The sequence below is a fragment of the Rhodococcus mengyinensis genome, from assembly GCF_048381435.1.
GTDB lineage: Bacteria > Actinomycetota > Actinomycetes > Mycobacteriales > Mycobacteriaceae > Rhodococcus_F > Rhodococcus_F opacus_D.
In genome coordinates this window covers 224,915-247,133 of sequence record NZ_JBLWIT010000145.1, presented here as the reverse complement: position 1 = coordinate 247,133, position 22,219 = coordinate 224,915, and the positions used below count along the sequence as shown (strand labels likewise).

At 67.5% G+C, this 22,219-nt stretch carries 20 protein-coding genes and 1 tRNA gene; 7 read left to right on the top strand and 14 right to left on the bottom strand.

Annotated features, from left to right (window positions below):
- Window position 1: 1 nt before the first annotated feature.
- From ACNJ7E_RS37565 to ACNJ7E_RS37540, 6 genes are all read right to left on the bottom strand, one after another.
- Complete coding sequence (locus ACNJ7E_RS37565) at window positions 2-637, bottom strand: TetR/AcrR family transcriptional regulator (protein ID WP_105413268.1); 636 nt, start codon at window positions 635-637, stop codon at window positions 2-4.
- A gap of 77 nt (window positions 638-714) precedes the next feature.
- Entirely contained in the window at window positions 715-2,316 is a 1,602-nt protein-coding gene (locus tag ACNJ7E_RS37560; protein WP_418342226.1) for a thiamine pyrophosphate-binding protein, read from the bottom strand.
- A 102-nt stretch (window positions 2,317-2,418) separates the two neighbouring features.
- Entirely contained in the window at window positions 2,419-3,579 is a 1,161-nt protein-coding gene (locus tag ACNJ7E_RS37555; protein WP_378470559.1) for an acyl-CoA dehydrogenase family protein, read from the bottom strand.
- Window positions 3,580-3,644: 65 nt separating this feature from the next.
- Window positions 3,645-5,078: an aldehyde dehydrogenase family protein gene (locus tag ACNJ7E_RS37550; protein ID WP_418342225.1), complete on the bottom strand. Its 1,434-nt coding sequence runs from the start codon at window positions 5,076-5,078 to the stop codon at window positions 3,645-3,647.
- Complete coding sequence (locus tag ACNJ7E_RS37545) at window positions 5,075-5,905, bottom strand: SDR family oxidoreductase (RefSeq protein WP_418342224.1); 831 nt, start codon at window positions 5,903-5,905, stop codon at window positions 5,075-5,077. The genes ACNJ7E_RS37550 and ACNJ7E_RS37545 overlap by 4 nt, the downstream gene beginning before the upstream one ends.
- Window positions 5,906-5,939: 34 nt before the next feature.
- Window positions 5,940-8,003 (bottom strand): acetate--CoA ligase family protein, encoded by a 2,064-nt coding sequence (locus ACNJ7E_RS37540; RefSeq protein ID WP_418342223.1) that lies wholly within the window; start codon window positions 8,001-8,003, stop codon window positions 5,940-5,942.
- A 241-nt stretch (window positions 8,004-8,244) separates the two neighbouring features.
- Here ACNJ7E_RS37540 and ACNJ7E_RS37535 point away from each other — a divergent pair, with 241 nt between their 5' ends.
- The gene (locus ACNJ7E_RS37535) at window positions 8,245-9,735 is read left to right on the top strand and encodes an APC family permease (RefSeq protein ID WP_418342222.1); all 1,491 of its coding nucleotides are present in this window, start codon (window positions 8,245-8,247) and stop codon (window positions 9,733-9,735) included.
- 89 nt (window positions 9,736-9,824) lie between these two features.
- Here ACNJ7E_RS37535 and ACNJ7E_RS37530 read toward each other — a convergent pair whose 3' ends face one another.
- The 8 genes from ACNJ7E_RS37530 to ACNJ7E_RS37495 all read right to left on the bottom strand — a co-directional run bounded on the left by ACNJ7E_RS37530 (window position 9,825) and on the right by ACNJ7E_RS37495 (window position 16,264).
- Window positions 9,825-10,403, bottom strand: coding sequence for a TetR/AcrR family transcriptional regulator (locus tag ACNJ7E_RS37530; protein WP_280781416.1), 579 nt, complete (start codon window positions 10,401-10,403; stop codon window positions 9,825-9,827).
- Complete coding sequence (locus ACNJ7E_RS37525; RefSeq protein ID WP_280781417.1) at window positions 10,400-11,620, bottom strand: cytochrome P450; 1,221 nt, start codon at window positions 11,618-11,620, stop codon at window positions 10,400-10,402. Before ACNJ7E_RS37525 ends, ACNJ7E_RS37530 begins: the two co-directional genes overlap by 4 nt.
- A 54-nt stretch (window positions 11,621-11,674) precedes the next feature.
- Complete coding sequence (locus ACNJ7E_RS37520; RefSeq protein WP_105413260.1) at window positions 11,675-12,061, bottom strand: hypothetical protein; 387 nt, start codon at window positions 12,059-12,061, stop codon at window positions 11,675-11,677.
- Window positions 12,062-12,104: 43 nt separating this feature from the next.
- On the bottom strand, window positions 12,105-12,668 hold the full coding sequence (locus ACNJ7E_RS37515; RefSeq protein WP_283331461.1) for a hypothetical protein: 564 nt from the start codon (window positions 12,666-12,668) through the stop codon (window positions 12,105-12,107).
- Between the two features lie 264 nt (window positions 12,669-12,932).
- Window positions 12,933-13,568, bottom strand: a complete 636-nt coding sequence (locus ACNJ7E_RS37510; protein ID WP_105413259.1) for a DUF2461 domain-containing protein — start codon at window positions 13,566-13,568, stop codon at window positions 12,933-12,935.
- A 70-nt stretch (window positions 13,569-13,638) separates the two neighbouring features.
- Window positions 13,639-14,619 (bottom strand): ribose-phosphate diphosphokinase, encoded by a 981-nt coding sequence (locus ACNJ7E_RS37505; protein WP_005255561.1) that lies wholly within the window; start codon window positions 14,617-14,619, stop codon window positions 13,639-13,641.
- The gene (gene glmU / locus ACNJ7E_RS37500) at window positions 14,616-16,118 is read right to left on the bottom strand and encodes a bifunctional UDP-N-acetylglucosamine diphosphorylase/glucosamine-1-phosphate N-acetyltransferase GlmU (RefSeq protein ID WP_418342221.1); all 1,503 of its coding nucleotides are present in this window, start codon (window positions 16,116-16,118) and stop codon (window positions 14,616-14,618) included. The genes ACNJ7E_RS37505 and glmU overlap by 4 nt, the downstream gene beginning before the upstream one ends.
- Before the next feature lie 75 nt (window positions 16,119-16,193).
- Window positions 16,194-16,264, bottom strand: a tRNA-Gln gene (locus tag ACNJ7E_RS37495).
- A gap of 238 nt (window positions 16,265-16,502) precedes the next feature.
- On the opposite strand from ACNJ7E_RS37495, the gene ACNJ7E_RS37490 reads away from it, so the two are divergent.
- From ACNJ7E_RS37490 to ACNJ7E_RS37465, 6 genes are all read left to right on the top strand, one after another.
- A complete protein-coding gene (locus ACNJ7E_RS37490) occupies window positions 16,503-17,117 on the top strand; it encodes a TetR/AcrR family transcriptional regulator (protein WP_241961821.1) in 615 nt (204 codons plus the stop codon).
- Between the two features lie 114 nt (window positions 17,118-17,231).
- Entirely contained in the window at window positions 17,232-17,873 is a 642-nt protein-coding gene (locus ACNJ7E_RS37485) for a ScbR family autoregulator-binding transcription factor (protein WP_105413256.1), read from the top strand.
- 357 nt (window positions 17,874-18,230) lie between these two features.
- Complete coding sequence (locus ACNJ7E_RS37480) at window positions 18,231-18,695, top strand: GyrI-like domain-containing protein (RefSeq protein ID WP_378470549.1); 465 nt, start codon at window positions 18,231-18,233, stop codon at window positions 18,693-18,695.
- Window positions 18,692-19,117 carry a hypothetical protein gene (locus tag ACNJ7E_RS37475; protein ID WP_418342220.1) on the top strand — a complete coding sequence of 142 codons (426 nt, stop codon included), beginning with the start codon at window positions 18,692-18,694 and terminating at the stop codon, window positions 19,115-19,117. The genes ACNJ7E_RS37480 and ACNJ7E_RS37475 overlap by 4 nt, the downstream gene beginning before the upstream one ends.
- Window positions 19,118-19,311: 194 nt before the next feature.
- Window positions 19,312-20,088, top strand: a complete 777-nt coding sequence (locus tag ACNJ7E_RS37470) for a hypothetical protein (protein ID WP_418342219.1) — start codon at window positions 19,312-19,314, stop codon at window positions 20,086-20,088.
- Entirely contained in the window at window positions 20,085-22,214 is a 2,130-nt protein-coding gene (locus ACNJ7E_RS37465) for an Rv1355c family protein (protein WP_317568131.1), read from the top strand. Before ACNJ7E_RS37470 ends, ACNJ7E_RS37465 begins: the two co-directional genes overlap by 4 nt.
- Window positions 22,215-22,219 lie beyond the last annotated feature (5 nt).

The window sequence follows — 22,219 nt, the reverse complement described above, 5'->3', positions numbered from 1 at the left end:
GTTACTTGGCGGTGCGTTTGCGGGCGGTCGACGCGACCCGGTGCTTGTCGACGGTGATGGCGTCGATGAAGTCGTCGCACACCGCCCGCATCCGCGTCGGAGTCATCAGGGTGGAACCGGTGAGCACCTGGATCGCGAGGCCGTCGAGAAGGCCGAGGAGCATGTCGGTGGCGGCCCCGGGATCCTTCACCCGCAGAGCGCCCTGCTCGACACCGGCCTCGACGGTCTCCCGGACCACCCCGCGCCACTCTCCGTACACGGTGTCGTTGAGCTCCTGGAGTTCGACGTTGCCGAGCGCGGACGCCCACAGCTCCACCCACACCCGCCAGGCCGTGATCGTCTCCGGCCCGGCGGGCAGGTACGACTCCACGAGCCGGTGGAGCCGCACGAGCGGGACGTCGCTCTTCTCCATGATCCATCGCCGTCGTTCCAGCGAGTGCTCGAAGTTGAACTGGAACGCCGCATGCAGCAGCGCATCCTTGGAATCGAAGTAGTAGTGGATCGTCCCGTTGCTCACCCCGGCCCGTGTCGCGACGTCGGCGATCCGGACGGCGCGGAAGCCGAGCTCGGCGATGGCTTCACACGTCGCTTGAAGGATCTGTTCTCGACGTTCCGCTTCAACGCTGGGGCGTGGCATCGCGCTCTCAACTCCTAGGATGTGACGTCTCGTCTACAGAGACCGTAGTCGAGAGTTCGGCCGAACCAGCGTAGCCGTCACCCCTGCTGCGTTGCCCTGCTGTTCTCACGGATGTGCAGGAGGGTCGGGCGATCCGCGTCGAACGCCGCCGTGATCGCGTCCGTCAGCGCCGCGGGGGACTCGATGGCTCGTCCGTGACATCCCATCGCCCGCGCCACGGCGGGGAAGTCGATGCCGCCGAGGGCTACCGAGTGGACGGTGTCGCCGCGGTCCGCCATCTCGTTGCGGATCTCGCCGTAACCGCCGTTGTCGACGACGACGATGGGCAGTGGCAATCGAAGCTGCGCCGCGGTCGCGAGCTCGGGAAGGGTGAACATCACCCCGCCGTCACCGAGGATCGCCAGGACACGCGCGTCCGGGTCGGCGACGGACGCGCCGATCGCCGCGGGCAGACCGTATCCCAGCGTCCCCTGTCCCGTCGGGTACAGGAATCCGCCGGGGCGGTGCACGGTGAGGTTCGACAGCGCACCGTAATAGCAGGCCATCGTGCTGTCCCCGGCGATCACCGTGGATTCGTCGACGACCGGTGCGATGGCGGTCATCATGTCCAGCCACGGAGCGCCCTCGGCGGCGGCATCGGCACGCAGTCCCCGTCGGAGCGACGCGGCCCGCTCGCAGGCGCCGGGATCCTCCCGCATCTTCGTGACGTCGAGCAGTTGCGACACCGTGGTCCCGGCATCGCCCAGCAGGCGGATGGCGGGATCGGCGTTCGTGGTCATCGACGTCGGGTCGACGTCGATGCGAATCAGCTTGTGGTCCAGTTCGACCGGGCCGTACCAGAAATCGGAGGGTGCGAACTCCGTCCCGATCGCGAGAACGCAGTCGGCGGCCTCGAGCACGGCGCGGACCGTCGGATGGTGAACGCCGGCTCCCACCGACAGTGGGTGGTCCTCGTCGAAGACTCCCTTCCCGTTGGTCGTCGTGACCACGGGAGCGGACAGACGTTCGGCAAGCGCGCGGACCTGCGGCGCCGCCGAGCGGGCCCCGCCGCCCACGACCAGCACGGGAGACTGTGCGGCGGCGAGACGCTGTGCCGCGTCGGTCACCGCGTGCTGGGGAGCGGCGAGCGGAGCGGACTGGACCGGTGCCACGATCCGGACGTCGGCTTCCGCGTCGAGGATGTCGACGGGGATCTCGATGTGCACCGGTCGCGGTCTGCCGGAGCTCATGGCGGCGAAGGCGTAGGTGATCGCGCGGGGGATCTCGGCGACACTGGTGACCCGGTGGCTGTAGGACACGATCGCCTCGAGCGCGGCCTGCTGATTCTTCACCTCGTGGAGGTAGCCGTTTCCCCTCCCCGGGTGGGTGAGTGGCAGGGCCGGTGAGATGAAGAGAACCGGGACCGAATCCGACCACGCCTGCGCCGCTGCGGCAGCGGCATTGAGGATGGCGGGGCCGGTGGTGGTCAGGCACACGCCGGGTTTGCCCGTCACGCGGGCATATCCGTCGGCGGCGTAGCCGGCTCCCTGCTCGTGCCGGGTCAGGACGGAGCGGATCGGCGAGTCGGCCAAGGCGGCGTAGACGGCGAGGTTGTGGGTGCCCGGAATTCCGAAGACCGTGTCGACTCCGTGTGCGGCGAGAGCCGCGACGAGTGCCTGGCCGCCGTTCTGGCTTGTCATCGATGCCCTCCCATGGGCTGTGCAGTGTTCGTGTGCGGATGGTGCGCGGGTACCCGGGCGGGTGCGGGGCGAAGGCGTCTCCGCGTCCCGCACCCGCGCGGCTCAGTCCAGGTTCCGGGAAATGACGAGCTTCATGATGTCGGACGTGCCTTCCTCGATCTCCTCCAGTTTCACGTCGCGCATCCACTGCTCGACGGGGTACTCGCGGGAATAGCCCCAACCGCCGAGCGTCTGTACCGCGGCGTGCGTGACGAACATGGCGGTTTCGGACGCGGTCAGTTTCGCCATGGCGGCGATGCCCCGGGCGTTGCCGCCGCTGTCGATGATGCGGGCGGCGTGATGGACGAGCAGCCGGGCGGATTCGATCCGCGTCGCCATGTCTGCCAGCCGGAACGCGACGGCCTGATGCTCGATGATCGGCACCCCGAACTGCTTCCGTGTCTTGGCGTAGTCGAGGGCGTACTCGTAGGCGGCCCGGGCGGCGCCGACGGCGGCCGCCCCGAGCACGACCCGGGAGATGTCGAATGTGCCCATCAGACCGTAGAAACCCTGTCCTTCCTCGCCGAGACGATTCTCCTCGGGGACGAACACGTTGTCGAAGAAGATCTCCCGGCACACGATCGCGCGCTGTCCCATCTTCTTCATCGGCTCACCGAAGGTCATTCCCTCGGCGCCCTTCTCGAGGAGGAACGCGGAGACGCCACCGGACCGCTGCGTGCGGTCGGTCTTGGCGAACACGACGTAGAACTGGGCGGCGCCGGCGTTGGAGATCCACGCCTTCTGCCCGCCCAGCCGGTAGCCGCCGTCGACACGCTCGGCCGTGGTGACGATCGACGCCGCATCCGAGCCGGATCCCGGTTCGGTGGTGGCCAGCGAGGTCATCGGAGCGTTCGGACCGGTGAGGGGGCCGAGCCACTGCTTCTTCTGCTCCTCTGTGCCGAGCACCATGATCGGATCGGAGAAGAAGCCGTTGGAGCACACGAGGTTTCCGATGCCGGGGTCACCCCAGCACAGTTCCTCCTGCACCAGGCACTGGGTGAAGACGTCGCCCATTCCGCCTCCGCCGAACTCCTCGGGGATCATGAAGTCGGTGATGCCCACCGCGGCGGCCTTGGCGAAGATGTCGACGGGCGTCACGACATCCGCCTCGTCGACCTCCCGGCCGCGGGGCCGGATCTCCTTCTGCGCGAAGTCCCGGCACAGCTCGATGATCTGCTTCTGCTCGTCGGTCAGGGGCCAGGCGGGGATGTTGGTGGTGGTCATATCGCGGTTCCTTCGCTTCGAATACGGTTGTGTCTGTGTGGGACTGGGGTGTGGGGTGCGTCGGGTCAGCGCTGCACCGCCGTCAGCTCGGTGAACTCCTCGACGCCGAACCGGCCGAGCTCCCGGCCCAGGCCGGAGGACTTCCAGCCGCCGAACGGGGCCTCGGGGTTGAACGGGGCGCCGTTGATGTCGACCTGACCGGTGTCCATCCGGGCCGCGACGCTCAGGGCCCGTTCCGGGTCGGCCGACCACACGGCGCCGCCGAGCCCGTAGTCGCTGTCGTTGGCGAGCCGGATCGCGTCCTCGTCGCCGTCGTGCGGGAGGACGACCAGCACCGGCCCGAAGATCTCGTTGCGCACGATCGGGTCGTGCGGTCCGACGTCGGCGAGCACGGTCGGCCGCAGGTAGTGGCCCGTTTCGAGGCCTGCGGGCACACCGGAACCTCCCGCTGCCAGACGGGCCCCGCCGGCGACCGCCGCGTCGACCGCCTCCGCGATCGATCGTCGCTGCGCAGCCGAGATCACCGGGCCGAGTTGCGTCGCGCGATCCCGGGGATCACCCACCCGCAACGTGCCGGCGTGAACGGCGGCGAGTTCGACCGCCTCCTCGTACCGTGTGCGCGGCACGAGCAGACGAGTCCACGCGCTGCACGTCTGACCCGAGTTGAGCATGGCGGCGTCGACGGTCGCGGTGACCACCGCCGGCAGTGGGGCATCGCCGAGCACCACGGAGGCCGACTTGCCGCCGAGTTCGAGGCACGCGCGTTTCAGGGATTCGGCGGCGGCGTGCGCGACGTCCCTGCCGACGGCGGTGGAGCCGGTGAAGGACACCACATCGACCCCGGGATGCGCGGCCAGCGCGGCCCCCACCGTTCGACCGCTGCCCGGAACCAGGTTCAGAACCCCGGGCGGAACGCCGGCATCGAGTGCGGCGTCGGCGAACAGGTAGGTGGACAGTGGGGTGAGTTCGGCCGGCTTGACGACGGTGGTGCATCCCGCCGCGAGAGCCGCTCCCACCTTGGCCGCGAGCTGGTAGAAGGGGTAGTTCCACGGCGTGATGCACGCGACGACACCCGCGGGGCGGCGCAACAGCAGCGTCCGGCCCAGCCGTTCCCGGAAGGGAAGGTCCCTGGCGAGCCGGGCATACGACGCGAGGATCTCGATCCCGAGGTCGATGTGCGCTTCCTCGGCCACGGTCACCGGGGCTCCCACTTCCGCGACGGTGGTGTCGACGAGGAGCTGCCTCCGCGCACGCAGGTGGGTGCACAGGTCGTCGAGGATGTCGGCGCGATCCCCGGGAGCGCGTGCACCCCACGCTGTTCCGGCGGAACGTGCCGCCGAGACGGCCGCGTCGACGTGGTCGGCACCGGCCGACGCCGACCGGCCGATCACGGACTCGGTGGCCGGGTCGTGCACCTGCGTGCAGTCGGTGACGGGAATCCAGTCCCCGCCGACGAGGATCGAGTTGCGGTCCCACGTGGTGTGAATCGTGGTGGTCATCGGGCCGCCGCTCGCGAGTCCGTGTACACGGACTTGCCGAGCCATTGGCCGCCGTCGGTGACGAGGACCTCGCCGGTGACGTAGCCGGAGCGGTCGCTGAGCAGGAAGGCCGCGGATTCGGCGACTTCCTCCGGCATCGTGAAGCGTGCAGCCGGGACACTCGACAGCACTCGGGCGCGATCCTGCTCGGTGGGCCACAGGGCCGCCCCGGCTCCCTCGGTTTCGGTCGGTCCCGGTGCGATGCAGTTGATCCGGACGCCGCGTCCGCCCCATTCCACGGCCAGCGTGCGCGTCATCGCGACGACACCCGCCTTGGCTGCCGCACTGTGGACGGTGCCGGGATGACCGTGCCACGCGTAGCTGGCGATGGTGTTGAGGATGGTGCCGCGACCGGTCGCCAGCATGTGGCGGCCCGCCGCGCGGGTGCAGTAGAACGTGCCGTTCAGGACGATGTCCACGACGGCCTTCCACCCGCCCGGCGAGAGGTCCTCGCTGGGAACCACGAAGTTGCCTGCGGCGTTGTTGACGAGCGCGTCGAGGCGGCCGTAGCGATCGACCACTCCGTCGATTGCGGCGTCCACGGCGTCGGAATCCCGCACGTCGCACACCACGGCCCGGGCTTTCCCGCCGACCTGCTCGGCCGCCCGGACGGTGTCCTCGAGCGCGTTCTGCCTGCGGCCGAAGACGACGACGGTGCCGCCTGCGGCCGCCCACCGCATCGCGACGGCGCGTCCGATTCCGGAGCCGCCACCCGTGACGACGGCGACGCGGTCCTGGAATTCGTCGGCGGTGTTCGGGACGAGGCCGGGGGAGTGGGTCTCGGTCATCGCATGTTCTCCTGTGCTGTCTCGGGATGCGGGTTCACGGGGCTGGGGCCGGTTCGGCGGCCACGACGAGCGCGTCGACGGTGAGCGCTCCGTCCGGGGCGACGCGGACCGGATTCAATTCGATCTCGGCGATGTCGGACCGTTCCGCGATCAACCGGGACACCCGCGTGATCACGTCGACCACGCCGTCGACGGACACCGCGGGGCGTCCCCGCCACCCGCGGAGAAGCGGCATGCAGCGGAGGCGTTCGAGCATCGCGAGGGCATCGCCAGGTCCGACGGGGGCCGATTCGAGACAGATGTCTTGGAGCACTTCGGTTTCGGTGCCACCGGCGCCCACCACGATCACCGGACCGAGGTCGGGATCACGGCGCGCGCCGACCAAGATCTCCACGGTGCCCGCCCGGGTGTCCTGCTCCTCGAGCACGTAGTCGCCGTCGCCGAGTCGTGAGTGCATGTTCGCGAAGGTGCGCGCCAGTTGTTCGGGTCCGTCGATGCCGACCGCGACGCCGCCCGCCTCGCTCTTGTGCTCGAGCCAACTCGCCTTGAGGACGAACGGGGCCCGCAGACGGCCGGCCACTTCGATCGCCTCCTCGCGGGTGTGCACGATGCCGCCGTCGGGGAAAGCGACACCGAGTTCGGTGAGGAGTTCACGCGCGGCCCAGTATCCGGGCCGGAGTCCGCCCCGTGGAACGGGCCAGGAGAGGACGTGATTCGACGGTTGCGGCGGTTGCAGGCGGGACAGCCCGGACAGGGCGCGGACCGCGGAGTCGACCGTGTCGAACACGGGGACGCCGTGCCGCCACAACGCCTGTGCGGTGCTCGATTCCGGAGCCATGGTGTGGACGACGACGGGTTTGCCGGTCTCCGCGGACGCCCGGCCGATCCGTTCGGCCACGGCCGCTTCGGGTTCGGCGAGAGTGGGCGCGTCCCGCGCGTAGCAGCCGAAATACCCGGTGAGCACCACGGCGTCCGACTCGTCGGCACGGAGGAGATGTTCGACGACGCTCGCGTAACTTCCCAGATCCTGCTCGCCCGCCCCGGCGAGGTCCACCGGGTTGTTGCTGGCCGCACCGTTCGGTAGTTGCAGGGCAACGGAATCGGCGAGCGCGGGGGAGAAGTCGGGAACGGTCAAGGCGCTCGCGCTCGTCACGTCCGCGGCGATCGCGCACTGCCCGCCGCTGTCGCCGACGATGGCGACGCGGTTGCCGGCGGGAACGGTGGTGGAGAGGAATGCCCGGGCGACGGTGATCAACTCGTCGGGGGTGCTCACGCGGAGCACTCCCGCTGCGCGGCACGCGGCGTCGACGACATCCAGGGCAGAGGTGAGCGAGCCCGTGTGGGAGCGCGCCAGACGCGTGCTCGCGGCGCTGGCGCCGACCGTCAGCAGCAGGGTCGGTCGTCCGGTGTCGCGCAGGGCGCGCAACGTCCGGAACAGGGATTCACCGTCGCTGAAGCTTTCGAGGTACAGGGCGATCACGCGCGTCGGGTCGTGGCCGCCGAGATCGGCGAGCAGTTCGGCGGCGGTGACGTCGGACTGGTTACCGATGGAGACGAACCGGGAGACGCCCACGCCGTGCCGGGCGCCGAGCGCGGCGAGTTCGGAGCCGAGCTGCCCGCTCTGCGAGATGATCGCGAGCGGCCCCGGTGTGAACCGTCCCCACGCCAGCGAGAGGTCGGTGGCGCTGTCGTAGATGCCGAGACTGTTGGTGCCGACGAGTCGTGCTCCGGCACTTCGGATCCGGGCCGCGAGTTCGGTTTCGCCGGGAACGCCTGCGGTGATGCCGAGGAACCCGCGGACGCCGAGTGCGAGGGCCTCGTCCACCACGTCCGAGACGAACGGCGCAGGCACACAGAGAGCGACCAGGTCGGGGACCTCGGGGAGGGCCGACAGGCTCGGGTGGCACTGGCGTTCGAGCAGGGTGTCGGTTCTCCTGTTGACCAGATGGACTCGGCGGCGGTGCTCGCCGGTCAGGGCGCCACTCGCCAGCCAGTAACCCCACTTCGCGGGATCGGCGGAGGCTCCGACGACGGCCACCGAGGCGGGGTCGGAGAACAGGCTCAGTTGTGTGACGGACTCGGCCACCACAGTGGTCATAGGGGACTCTCCTCGATCTCGTGGTGCTGTCGATCGGAAAATAGATAACTGGCGCATCAGTCAATTTAGATTGTGGCGGCACTCACAGGGGCTGTCAACCCACTCGTCGCTGTCGCGGCGGGTGCCGCTCGGGAGGCGATGCGCTCTTGACATCGAGTGTGATCGCCCTCACGATGATTCATAACTGGCCCACCAGCCAACTATCCGACACCCTCTGTCCTGTCATCCGCGAGGAGCGTTCATGAAGACTGTGCACGATGGATCGACCACGGAGGACACGATGATGTCCTCGGCGGGAAGCACCGACGCCGAGGACGGTCAGCTGCCGCGCGGAATCCTCCCGACGTGGGCAGTGTTCGGCGTATCGCTCGGCATTCTGGCGCCCGCGTCCACGCTTGCCCTCGCGATCGGTGTCGTCGTCACGATCGCCGGCAACCTCAGCTGGATCACCTGGGCCGTGACCTCGGTGCTGGTCCTCGGGTTCGCCGGGGGCATCGGCTGGCTGGCCAAACGCTTCACCACCACCGGCGGAACGTACGGACTCGCGGCTCGCGCGGCGGGCAAACCGGCCGGATTCTTCGTCATGGTCACCCACCTCGCGTCGTCACTCGTCGCGGGACCCGCGTGCGTGATCGGCTCGGCGATCTACCTCGACGCATTCCTCCAGAAGGTGGGTCTGCCCGCGAGCACGTGGACGCTGGGCATCTGCGCCGGGGCCGTCGCGGTCGCGGTGACCGCCCTGAACCTTCGTGAGGTGAAGCTGTCCGCGAAGCTGCTGCTGGTGATCGAATTCTTCACGGTGGCAGTGATCGTCGTGCTCCTGATCGTGGTCCTCGCGAATTCGGACACCGGTCCGATCGACAGCAGGCAGTTCGACTTCCACGGCTTCAGTGCCACAGCGATACTCGCGACCGCGGGCTTCTCCGTGTTCTCCCTCGCCGGATTCGACCACGCCGCCACCTTGGGTCGGGAGGCGCGTCATCCCAAGCGGGCCATCAGCTTCGCCGTTGTCGGGTCGGTCCTGGCCTGCGGGGTGCTCTACATCGTCGCCACCTACATCATCGTGCTCGGCTTCCGCGGGTTGCCGATCGACAACATGAACGCACCCCTCGACACCCTGGCCGAGCACAACGGCGTCGGATGGCTCGGCTACCTGATCGACATCGGTGTCGCCATCAGCTTCTTCGGATCCACTCTCGGAGTCATGGCAGGCACCAGCCGGACCGTGTACACCCTGGCCCGCGACGGTCTGCTGCCCGCTCGCCTCGGCAAGGTCAGCGCCCGCCACGGAACTCCCGTCGGTGCGGTGACCACCCTCGGCGTCATCTACCTGGTGGCCGGGCTCCTCGGCGTGGTGGTGACCGCGGCGGAGACGTCGTACGGCCTGCTCGGGACGTACGCCGGCTACATGCTGATCGCCGCCTACGGACTCACAGCACTGGCGGCCGGCTACTGCGCGATCCGGTCGCGGTCGCTGCGCCTGGGTATCGGACTGGCGACCGTCCTCGCCGCGCTCGGGTCCGTGCTCGTGTACTGGTACAGCTTCAACCCGTTCCCGTCCGGAGCGCGAGGTGTGGTCGCGTGGATCTTCTTCGCGACCGTGCTCGGCTACATCGCCCTGTACTGCTACCTGCGGCTCCGCAAGCCGCTCGTCTTCGCGCGGATCGGTGAGTCCGACCGGAAGACGACTCTCGAGGTCGATGCCGACGAGCACGCGGGCGCGGTGCGCTGACGTTGCTTCCCCGGACCTTCCCCGGACGAACGGGACGCTCGTTGTGTCAGATCGAACGAGCGTCCCGTTCGTCCGGGCGGTGGCAGGTGTCAGGCGCGTCCGGGGTCGTGCTCGGCGAGTGCCGGCGCGACGAACTGCTCGAGCATCGTGCGTTCGTCGGTGTCGTCGACGCCCGGGACGGTGAGCAGAGAGACGATGATCCGGACGAGCCACCGTGCCTTCCGGGACGTCTCCTCCCCGGAGAACCCCGCCTGCCCCAGGAAGGCGGCGCCCAGCGATTCGATGACGTCCGACGAGTGCGCGATCTGCGCGGCGAGGCCGGAGTCGCCGAGCTGGAACCAGGCGGCCAGAATCGGGTCGGCGCGCACCAGCCGGATCGCGGCCAGCATCGCCTCCACGATCACGTCCTTCGGGTCGCCGGCCGCGGACACCTCCTCCGCGACCAGCGCGCCGATGCGCCGGGCCTCGCGGTGAACGAATGCCAGCTGCAACGACTGCCTGCTGTCGAAGTAGCGGTACAGCGTGGCCCGGGAACATCCGGCCGCCCGGGCGACCTCGGCCATACCGACGGCGGCGATGCCGTTCTCGACGTACAGCTGGGCCGCGACGTCGAGGATTCGCTCGGCGGCGAGGCGGGGGCGCTCGTCCCGCATCCAGTCGGCGGTCATGCTTCGCGCACCCGGAACGGAACGCTCGTCGGGCGGCGCACGTAATTGCCGTCCGCGTAGACGACGGCGTCGATGTCGACGGTGAAGTCGGGGCACCGGGCCAGCAGTTCCTCGAGCGCGATCCGCGCCTGCATCCGTGCCGCGGCCGCACCCAGGCAGTGGTGGGCCCCGTGGCTGAACGTGAGGATCTGCTTCGGACTGCGACGCACGTCCAGGACCTCGGAATCCGGTCCGAACCGGCGCGGATCGCGGTTCGCGGAGCCGTACAGCAGGAGTACCTTCCGTCCCTCGGGAACGACGGTGCCGTCGATCTCGACGTCGCGGGTCACCGTGCGGGCGAGGCCCTGGACGGGGGCGGTGAGCCGGAGCAATTCTTCGACGGCGTCGCCGACGAGCTCCGGATGTTCGATCAGATCGCGGCGCTGATCCCGGTGTTCGGTGAGCAACTGGACTGCGCCGCCGAGCATCCCGGTGGTGGTGTCGTTGCCGCCGGTGACCATCGTGAACGCGAAACCGAGGATGGAGAGCAGGCCGGTGATGTCGCCGTCGGCTCCCATCCCGCCCGCGACGAGGTGCGAGATCGTGTCGTCTCCGGGGTCGGTGCGCCGCCGCTCGATCAGTCCGGTGAAGTAGCCCATCAGTTCGGTGACCGCACCCGTCGCCTGCAGCGTGTCGCCCTGCGCATTGGCCGCGACGATGGCCTCGGTCCACCCGTCGAACTGCGCCCGGTCCTCGTCGGGGACACCGAGGTAGTGGGCGACGACCATGCTCGGCAGCGGCTTGAACAGTTCCTTCACCACATCGCCCTCACCTGCCTCCCGCAGTCGTTCGATGCGCTCCACCACGAACGCCCGGACGTCCGGCTCGACGGCGGTGACCTGCCGAGGGGTGAATCCCTTCGACACTTGACGGCGGAACGCGGTGTGGTCGGGCGGGTCGAGCATCACCAGCGGCGGATTGTCCTGCAGGCCGATCTTCTCCAGCTCGCCGTATGTCGTGGTGAGGCCGGCTGCGGAGGAGAAGGTCTCGGCGTCCCTGGCCGCCGCGTAGACGTCGGCGTGCCGGGACAACACCCAGTAGTCGTCGCCGGGTGCGCCCTCGGGGACGACGTGATGGACGGGGTCGTGGTCGCGCAGGCCTGCGTACATCGGCCACGGGGCGCGCCACGACTGTCCGGACCTCGGCACGAACGAGACACTCGACACATGTGCGGTCATGTATCGATGGTGAGACACATTGCTCATTGTGTCAATAGTGCGGCTGTGGCCTCTCTAGCCGAACAGGGCGAACGCCACGACAGCGAGGACCAGCACGAGTACCGGGGTGAGGATGAGCAGCAACCCGAGCAGCCCGGGATTCTTCACTGGCCGATGGTCGATGGCGCCCTTGCTGAAACTGCTGAACGGCGACGCGTAGTACACCGGGGGAGCCGGGTGGTACCGGTTGTCGACGGTGATCTGCGCCCTGCCCTGCTCCCAGATCCACGGGACCGAGATCTGGATGTGGTGCACGCCCGGCGGTGCCGGAATTTCGTTGTGTCCCCACCGAAGCGGCACGGGATGGCCATTGATGCGGGCATTGGGGGTCACCAGCATCGGGCCCATCGGCGGCTTCTTCGCGTCGATGACGAGCGCGGTGGGTGAGGAGGCGGGCTGCATGAAGGGCGAGAGTATCACCCGGCTGCTGCCCGAAAAGTATGGCCTACTGGCCGGCTGCGATCCGGGCCTTCTCCAGAGCCGCGAGGGTGCGGAGCACCGTGGCGCGCTGCTTCTCGAGGTCGCTGATTCGAGCACGCGCGGCGAGGCCGGCGGGCTCACCGATCAGGTTCATCTGGGCGTCGATGGCCGAGAGCTGATCCAGCAAGCCCGTGACACGCGATTCGAGTGCGGCGACGTCGACGACATCGGTGCGCACCGGTGCCACCGGCGGGGTGGCCGACGTGCGGGACGCACTCGGGCGGGTCGACGCGGCGGCCGACGACGTTCCGGAATGAGCGGTGCTGCGCGGCTCCGACACCACACTGGCCGCCCGGGGACGAAGGGCCTTGCGCACCGCGGCCGGGTCCGGGAGTTCCGCGAGCTTCATCTCGTTGAGTTCGCGGCGGGCATCGCGGGCGTTGACCCGGTGCTCACGCTCCTCGTCGTCGTCCGACTGCAACGTTCCGCCGAGCGGACGCAGACCGTACATGCCCAGGAAGCGGCGGGCCTCGTCGATGACCGATTCCTTCTCGCGGCAAGTGCCACAGCGAGGTTCGTTACGGAACATCTCGACGGCGTTGTCGTCTCCGCACCACACGCACGCCCCCGGCGACCAACGCCGGACGTTTCGAATTGCAGCGATATCGATAGGGCCGGAGAGAGTCTGCGCGTCGATCACGACGAGCCACAGTAGGGGAATTCGGGCGTGCGAGTCACATCGCCGTAAGTACGACCTGCGGTTCTGCGGCCGAGCGTGACGAAGATCATGCCGAGGCGCGCAAACTGCTCCGCAAACGCTGTGTGCCACACCTGTTTTCCCGACCGGTAAGTTTCATTCTCCGGCACCGATGACGGTGGTCAGCCACTCCACGAGCGGCCGCATCGAACGCCAGGCGGTGCGCACTTCGTCAGCGGCGCGGGGAGTTTCGATCCAGTCGGGGGAGAGGTAGCTCCGGCTGGCCGTGAGCGACTTGTGACGCATCAAGTCGAGTCGCGGGTGGTCCTCGGCGACGCCGCGAGGACGGGTCTTGAGTGTGTCGCCGCCGATCTCGAATCCCGACGACCGGACCTTCTTCACGAGCCGGACGAGTTCGCGGCCCTTGCGGTCGTCGTCGACGGCGTCACGGAAACGCCCGACCTGCAGCGGGGTATGCGAGTAGAAGCCACCCGCCACGAACAGCCCGGCGGCATCGATCTGCACGTAGTAGCCCACGCCGGGGCGAGTTTCGACGAATCCACCCTGATGGGTCTTGTAAGGCGTCTTGTCCTTCGAGAACCGGACGTCGCGGTAGGGGCGAAACACCTTGCCCGCGCCGAACTCCGATTCGAGTTCCGCGAGCAGGGCGGTCATGGGTGCGCGCACGGAGTCGTCGTAGACGGATTTGTGCGCGGTCCAGAAGCTCTTACTGTTGTCTGCCTCGAGGTCCTCGTAGAAGTCGAGAGCAGCGGTGGGGATCCCGGTGAACACAGGGAAAGGCTACGCCTGTGCGCCTTTCTGGTAGCTGAAGCGACCAGAAAGGCGCACGGGTGCGAAGCGCCTAGGCGTTGCCGTTGAACAGCGACGTGACCGAGCCGTTCTCGAAAACTTCCTTGATGGTGCGAGCCAGCAGCGGCGCGATGGACAGAACCGTGAGGGTCGGGAACTTCTTCGACTCGTCGATCGGGAGGGTGTTGGTGACGATGACTTCCTTGGCACCACACGCGGCGAGACGCTCGGCCGCCGGATCGGACAGGACACCGTGGGTGGCGGCGATGATCACGTCGCCCGCGCCGGCCTCCTTGAGGATCTTCACGGCGCCGGCGATGGTTCCACCGGTGTCGATCATGTCGTCGATCAGGATGCAGGTGTGGCCTTCGACGTCACCGACGACGCGGTTGGACTTCACCTGGTTGGGCACCAGCGGGTCGCGTGTCTTGTGGATGAATGCCAGCGGCGCGCCACCGAGGGTGTCGGCCCACTTCTCGGCGACCCGGACGCGACCGGAGTCGGGGGAGACGACGGCGATGTTCTCGGTGCCGTAGTTGCCGCGGATGTACTCGGCGAGCTGACCCTGGGCGTGCATGTGGTCGACGGGGCCGTCGAAGAAGCCCTGGATCTGGTCGGTGTGGAGGTCGACCGTGATGATGCGGTCGGCGCCTGCCGTCTTGAGGAGGTCGGCGATAAGGCGAGCCGAGATGGGCTCACGGCCGCGGTGCTTCTTGTCCTGGCGTGCGTACGGGTAGAACGGCAGGACCGCGGTGATGCGCTTGGCCGATCCGCGCTTGAGTGCGTCGATCATGATCAGCTGTTCCATCACCCACGTGTTCAGCGGGGCCGGGTGGCTCTGCAGCACGAAGGCGTCGGAGCCGCGGACCGACTCCTCGAAACGGACGAAGATCTCGCCGTTCGCGAAGTCACGGGCAGTCTGCGGGGTGACCCGCACGTCGAGTTCCTTCGCTACCTGTTCGGCCAGCTCCGGATGCGCGCGACCAGAAAAAAGCATGAGGTTCTTCTGGTTGTCGATCCAATTCGCGGTCACTGCTCTATGCCATCCTTTAAATCTTGCTTCTCGGTTTCGTGCAGATCTGAACTGTGGTGCAGTCCCGCGGCGGCTGCCGCCTCGGCGGCGGCGGTACCGGGCCGATTTCGTTGCACCCAGCCGTCAATATTGCGCTGCTTCCCGCCGGAGACCGCGAGTGCCCCCGGTGGTACGTCGAAACGCAGCACCGTGCCGGCGCCGGTGTAAGCACCGTCACCGACCTGTACCGGAGCGACGAACATGGTGTCCGACCCGGTCCGGACGTGTGACCCCACCACCGTACGGCTCTTGGCGACGCCGTCGTAATTGACGAACACGCTCGACGCACCGATGTTGCTGTGCTCGCCGATCGTGGCGTCGCCCACGTAGGTCAGGTGAGGAACTTTGGAGTGCGCCCCGATGTCGGCGTTCTTCGTCTCGACGAATGCGCCGAGCTTGCCGGACGCACCGAGGACGGTGCCGGGACGTAGGTAGGAGAACGGGCCGACGGTGGCGCCTGCGCCGATCGTCGATTCCGAGCCGTGGGTGCGCACCACGCTGGCGCCTTCGCCGACCGTCACGTCGGTGAGGGTGGTGTCGGGACCGATCACGGCGTCCTCGCCGACGGCGGTGGTGCCGAGCAGTTGCACTCCCGGATGGATGGTGACGTCGCGAGCGAGCGTGACGCCGACGTCGATCCAGGTGGTCGACGGATCGACGACGGTGACTCCGGCCCGCATCCAGTTCTCGACGGTGCGGCGGTTGAGTTCGGCGGCCAGCTTCGACAGCTGGACGCGATCGTTGGCGCCTGCGACCTTCGCGGAGTCGGACAGGTGGGCTGCGAAGACGGGTGCGCCGGCCTCGCGGGCGATCTTGACGACGTCGGTCAGGTACAGCTCGCCCTGCGCGTTGTTCGCATTGAGCTGCCCGAGCGCGGAGCGCAGGAACTCGGCGTCGAACGCGTACACGCCGGCGTTGACCTCGGTGATGGCCGCCTGCTCCTCGGTGGCGTCGGCCTCTTCCACGATCTCGGCGATCTCACCGTCGTGGGGTTGGCGCACGATCCGCCCGTAGCCGCGGGGCTCGGGAGCGGTGAACGTCAGGACCGTGACCGCCGCGGGGGTGGGTTCGCTGCGGTGCTCGTCGACGAGAGCGTGCAGGGTGTGGCCGTCGAGGAGCGGGACGTCCGCGGCGGTGACCAGCACGGTCCCGCGGAAGTCGGCGGGCAGAGCGGACAGGCCGCATTCGACGGCGTGCCCGGTGCCGTTCTGCTCTTCCTGGATGGCGACCGCGATCGGGCGGCCAAGTTCGGTCTCGAGGGCGCTGACGGCGACCCCGACGCGTTCCTTGTCGTGCCCGACGACGGTGACGAGGTGCGTCGGATCGATCTCCGCGGCGGCGTGCAGGGAATGCGCCAGCATCGTGCGTCCGCCCAGTGCGTGCAACACCTTGGGGGTCTTCGACCGCATCCGAGTTCCCGCGCCGGCGGCGAGGACGACCACGGCGGTCTGCACTGGCATGAAGCTCCCTCTGGGTCGTTCTGCTCTTGCTGTTCTCGACAGCTCCACCTGCAGGAATTCGCTCCGCAGGCTCCGCTCCGCCGCCAGGACTCGAACCTGAACTATCTGAACCAAAATCAGAGGTGCTGCCATTACACTACGGCGGATTGCCACACACACGGGGTGTCACGCCCGTTTGCGCGAGAGAATCCTCGCATGCCGACCCGCCGCCCGTCGAACCGCTGCGGAAATTTGTCCCGAACGCCCCGATAGAGTGGGTGCTACCTGCAGTGTTTCGACGCTGCCCGCGGCGCTTGGTCGTCGCGAGTGTCAGGAAAGGATGGTGCCTCGGTGCCCCGACCCACGGACGTGGACGCGACCCCCGAGAGGGCGGTCCGCACCCGGATGACCGGTACGCAACGCCGGGAGCAGTTGATCGAGATCGGCCGTGCGCTGTTCGCCGAGCGAGGCTACGAGGCGACGTCGATCGAGGAGATCGCACAGCGGGCGCACGTCTCCAAGCCCGTCGTCTACGAACATTTCGGCGGCAAGGAGGGCCTCTACGCCGTGGTCGTGGATCGGGAGATGTCGCGGCTGCTGGAGATGGTGACGTCGTCGCTGAAGCAGAACCGCTCCCGGGTCCGGGTCGAGCGGGTGGCACTGGCGCTGCTGACCTATGTGGAGGAGCACACCGACGGATTCCGCATCCTGGTCCGCGACTCTCCGGTGGCGGCACCGGACGGCACGTACTCGAGCCTGCTCAACGAGGCCATCGGTCAGGTCGGGCACATCCTCGCCGGCGACTTCTCGCGGCGTGGTTTCAATCCTGACCTGGCACTGCTGTACGCGCAGGCGCTGGTCGGAATGGTGTCCACCACCGCGACGTGGTGGCTGGACGAGCGGACGCCGCCGAAGGAAGTCGTCGCCGCACATCTCGTCAACCTGTGCTGGAACGGGTTGACCAATCTCGAGGCGGATCCGCAGCTGGGCACCGATCGGCCCCGCACACCACCTCAGTGAACGTGTTCTCGTTTTCCGACTCGCGGTCCAACATCCGGAGGGCTGCGCCTGTCAAGTGCTAGGGTTCGCTGGAGTTTGCGCGCCCCGTCGGGGGGGTTGTTCGGGAGGCAGTCGATGGCGAGACAGGTTCGAGCAGAGGTAACTCGGGCGTCGGTCCTGATGGCGGCGGCCGACGTATTTTTGCGGCTCGGCTACGCCAACGCGGGGCTCAACGAGATCATCGAGCAGTCCGGTGTGACCAAAGGTGCGTTGTACTTCCACTTCAGTTCGAAGGAAGACCTGGCCCGCGGTGTCATCGACGAGGGGCAGATCCGGCTCACGGCCGGAATGACGTCCGTCAGTGACGGGCCGACGCCGGCACTGGAAGCGCTCGTCGCCCTGTCCTACGTGGCGATCGAGGCGGCGAGTTCCGATCCGATCGTCGCGGCCATGCTGCGACTGCAGCACGAGATCGGTGACTATCAAGGGACGCACGGCAACGTGGTGTCCTCGTGGCAGCAGGGTTTCGAACGACTCGTCGCACGTGCGGTCGAGGAGGGCGACGTCCTCGCGGAAGACGATGTCTCCACGGGAACTCTGTCCACGTTCCTGCTCGGGTCGCTGCTGGGGGCCCACGTGGTCGCGACCGCGACCGGCGCCTTCGACGATCTTCCGCGTCGCATGGAACGGGTGTGGTACTTCATTCTTCCCGGACTCGTCGAGCCGTCGAAGCTGGTGTATTTCCGCCAGTTCGCCTCGCGGCGTCTTCTGCGCTAGAAAACCGCCTCCGCGGAAGAGGTTTCCGCGATAACTGCTCGATCGACGCCACATTGTTAGGTGTATGACGGTCTGAAGTCGAGGCTTCGTGTTAACACACCTCGAATCTAAGAAAATCCCTTAAAAAAGACTTTGAGTATGTACTTTGCCAGACAAAACTGTTTCGGACCCGAGTTGAATGGAATGCGACGGCACGGTCAGGGTTTGCCCAGTTCGACGCTGCGCTTTGCGACACCAATGACCCCGTCTCCGGTTACCGAAGGATGTATTGTGAAATCTCGTCCCCTGAATTACCGGGTGGTCGAAAGATAACTGCCATTGCAAACCCAATGAGCCGATGACATCGGAGGGTGCCCGATGCCGTTCGTCATTGTCGAACGCGAAGAGACGCTGGTCGCTGGACTGGCCGTCCGTAGCCCAAAGCGGGCGCTCGGAGAAGCCCGCGACAAGGCTCTCGAAAAGACGTGGTCGACTCTTCTCGCGCAGAACGTGGATCGGCCTCTGGCGTCCGCTTATGTCGACCACGCGCCCGAGATCAATTCGTACTACACGCAAATCGTGGGCTACGAGTGCTCCTCCATCGACCAGGTCGGACGCGGGCACCTGGTGTCGCGGATACCTGCGGGGACGTATGCCAAATTCTCCTCGGTCGGAACGTTTCCCGATCTCTTCGACGCCCTCTGGGGGCAGATTCGTGACGCGGAGGAATCGCATCAAATTCAGCGGTCCTACACCGGCGATTTCGAGTTCTATCCGCACGCATTCGGCATCGATCTGTACGTGGCGATAGTGCCACCCGCCACCAGGCAGGGGCAGCAATGAGTTTCGAGATCGTCAAGCGTGAGTCCGCCGACTTCGGGGGACTCGTTCTCCCGCGTATTGAACTGGGTCCCTCGGCGCACGCCACCGACCTGATGAAGTTCACACGTGAGCGTGTCCAGCAGCGAGGTGTCGAGGAACTGACCACCGTCTACGTCGCGGTCCCCGATCTCGGGTGGACTGCGGTGATCGGATACCGCTGTATCGACCTCGATCACCTCGAGATCGGCGACGTGCTGGTGCGTGTCCCGTCCGGGTATTTCGCCAAGTTCACACCCGACGGGCGGTCGTCCGACCCGATCGAGGACGTGTGGATTCAGGCCGAGCTGGCCGAGAAGGAAGGGCGCATCGAGCGAGCCTACGCGGAGGAGATCGAGGTCTTCCGCGCACCGAGCAGCGTCGAGCTGTTCATTTCCCTCACCTAATTGCAGGCGGAAAGTACCGACCTGAAGTTTGTTTTTGGGCCCATTAGTGGCATCACAGGTGACAAATCCGGAGTAAACGCGGAAAATAGGTAGCCGCGGGGCTGTGACCGGGTGTTCGTGTGTCCAGTTCTTGGGGTCTTTACGTAACCCGTGAGTCCCCGGAATTGCCGCACCGACGCCCGATGGGAATACCAATGTCTGTTGAACAGCTGACGAATCCGCAGATAGACGTACGGTCGACGGAGACCATACTCGATCGAACTCTGAGTGTGTGGGATCCGCGGTCGGAGTGTCGCTTCGTTGTCGCCCGGCCCTCCGACGAGCCGACGCTCTGGGAAGAGTATCTCGAGGGAGCACTCGCGGGCTATCGCAAGTACGGCGCCGAGAAGGCGCTCGAGTACCGCCGGATTCAGGCCGGCGACACCACCGCACTGTTCTTCGTCGCCATCGATCCGAACGGTTCTGTCGCAGCCGGCGTCCGCGCCCAGGGGCCATATCTTGTCGCTGATCAGGCGCATGCGATCACGGAATGGGGAACGGATCCCGGAGCTCCCGCCGTCCGCCGGATGATCGAGGACCGGCTGCCGTTCGGTGTCGTGGAAGCGAAGGGCGCATGGGTGGCGGACGCGGCCGCACGGCGAGGTGAACTCGTCGGCGCACTGGGTCGCATCGCCACCTTCTCGATGGATCTGCTCGACGTCCAGTTCATGCTCGCGACGGCCGCATCCCACGTCCTGGACACGTGGCGAACCACCGGTGGCGTGGTGGCCGACCACATTGCTCCCGTGCCCTATCCGGATGACCGCTACGAGACCCGGCTGATGTGGTGGGATCGGAGTAGGCGCAGGGGCCGCGCCGAATCCATGCAGCTGGCCCAACTGTTACTCACGACGTCCCGACCGACGCCGTCGGCAGGCATCGCGACGGGGACGGGAGGAAACGTCGTCCGGCCGATGCGGAGCGTCTCGTGACCGAAACCCACGGTGAGTACACCGCACTGCTGCTCGACGAGGGCCACTCCGGGGACGCGGCGGTACTGGACCGTCTCCGCCGCGACCCCGCGGTGGTCTTCGTCGATCGGCTCGACCAACAGATCGAGAGCCTCCGTTCCCTCGTCCCCACACCGGGACCTGGTGCGCTGGACGAGGCTCCGGTGTGGGCGTACTACTCGTGGCGACGGACCGTGGTGCGTCTGCTCGGACCCGCATCGTTCCGGTTGCTGCGGCTGGACCGGAATCGGAACAAGATCACCGCGCAGGAACAGGAACGCCTCAGGAACGTGACCGTGGGGATCGTCGGACTGAGCGTCGGTCACGCGGTCGCGTTGGCTCTTACGCTGGAAGGTGCGTGTGGCGGCCTGCGGCTCGCGGACTTCGACACCCTCGAACTGTCCAACTTGAACCGGGTTCCCGGCACCGTTCTCGACCTCGGCGTGAACAAGGCCGTGGTCGCCGCCCGCCGTATCGCGGAGATCGACCCCTACGTCACTGTGACGTTGTGGGAGGACGGTCTCGACGTCGAGTCGGTGGCCGAATTCCTGGACGGCACGGACGTGGTGATCGACGAATGCGACTCCCTCGACGTCAAGGTGTCCCTGCGACGGGAGGCCAAGCGAAGGGGATTGCCGGTGCTGATGGCGACCAGTGACCGGGGTCTGCTGGACGTCGAGCGATTCGACCTCGAACCCGACCGGCCCGTCTTCCACGGAGTAATCGGTGACGTCGACGTGGAGTCGCTGACGGGGCTCGGCTCGCGGGACAAGATTCCGCTCGTCCTTCGGATTCTCGACGCCGGTGAGCTGTCGGCGACGATGGCCGCGTCGTTGGTGGAAGTGGACGAAACCATCTCCACCTGGCCTCAGCTCGGGGGCGAGGTGCTGCTCGGCGGTGCGCAGGTCGCGGCGGCGGTGCGGCGCATCGGGCTCGGACAGCCGCTCGCACCAGGTCGGTGCCGCATGGATCTGGACCAGCATCTCGATGCCCTCACCGATCCGCCGAGACCGCACGATCTGCCGGAGGAGCCCGCGGATCGTGCGGTGCCCGCACCGGTCTCGCACGACGCCGTCGACGCCGTCGTGCATGCCGCAGCCCGCGCGCCGTCCGGCGGCAACGTCCAGCCGTGGACGATAGCGGCGGATGACGCGGGGCTGACCATCTCCGTGGCCCCGGAGCACACGACAGCGATGGACGTCGGGTACCGCGGCAGTTGTGTCGCCGTCGGCGCCGCGCTGCACAACGCCCGGATCGCCGCGTCGGCCGCCGGACTGCTCGGCGCCGTGACGGTCCACGACGGCGACGAAGGACTTCCCGTCGCCACGATGACGTTCGGCAGCGGGAACGCCCGCGAACTCACCGACCGCTACGAGCACATGCTCGACCGGACCACCAATCGCAGGCCGGGCGTGCCCCGGCCCTTGGACGACACGCAGGCGGGACTTCTCGCGGAGGCGGCCTCGCGCGAGGGCGCACGCCTCTGCCTGGTGACCGACCGGGACGACATCGCGACGATCGGAGCGATTCTCGCGGAGTCGGACCGCATCCGATTCCTCACACCGACCCTGCACCGCGAAATGATCGGCGAGTTGCGGTGGCCGCCGCTGGATTCGGTCGAGACCGGCATCGACGTTCGCGCACTGGAACTTGATTCGGCGGAACTGTCGACCCTCGCGCTGCTGCGAAGACCCGACGTCATGGAACGACTCGGCGAACTGGACGCGGGACGCGCGCTGGGCAAGTCGACCGCGGACCGTGTGGCGTCGAGCTCGGCTGTCGCGGTCGTCGCCATTCCGGGCAGCACCCCTCGGGACTACGTGCGCGGCGGTGAGGCGACCGAGAGCGTGTGGATCCACGCCCAGGCTCTCGGGCTCGCCGTTCAACCGATTTCGCCGGTGTTTCTCTACGGTGTGGAAAGTGCGGAACTCGAACAACTCTCACCACGGTATGCGGCACCATTGGAGAGGCTGCGGGAGGAACTGTTCGACGTCGTCGGCGCGAAGGCAGGTGAAGCGCTCGCCATGGTGTTACGGCTCAGCCACGCGCCTGGCCCGTCGGTTCGGAGCGAGCGCCTCGCCGACCGGCTTCGCAGGCGGATATCGTAACGACA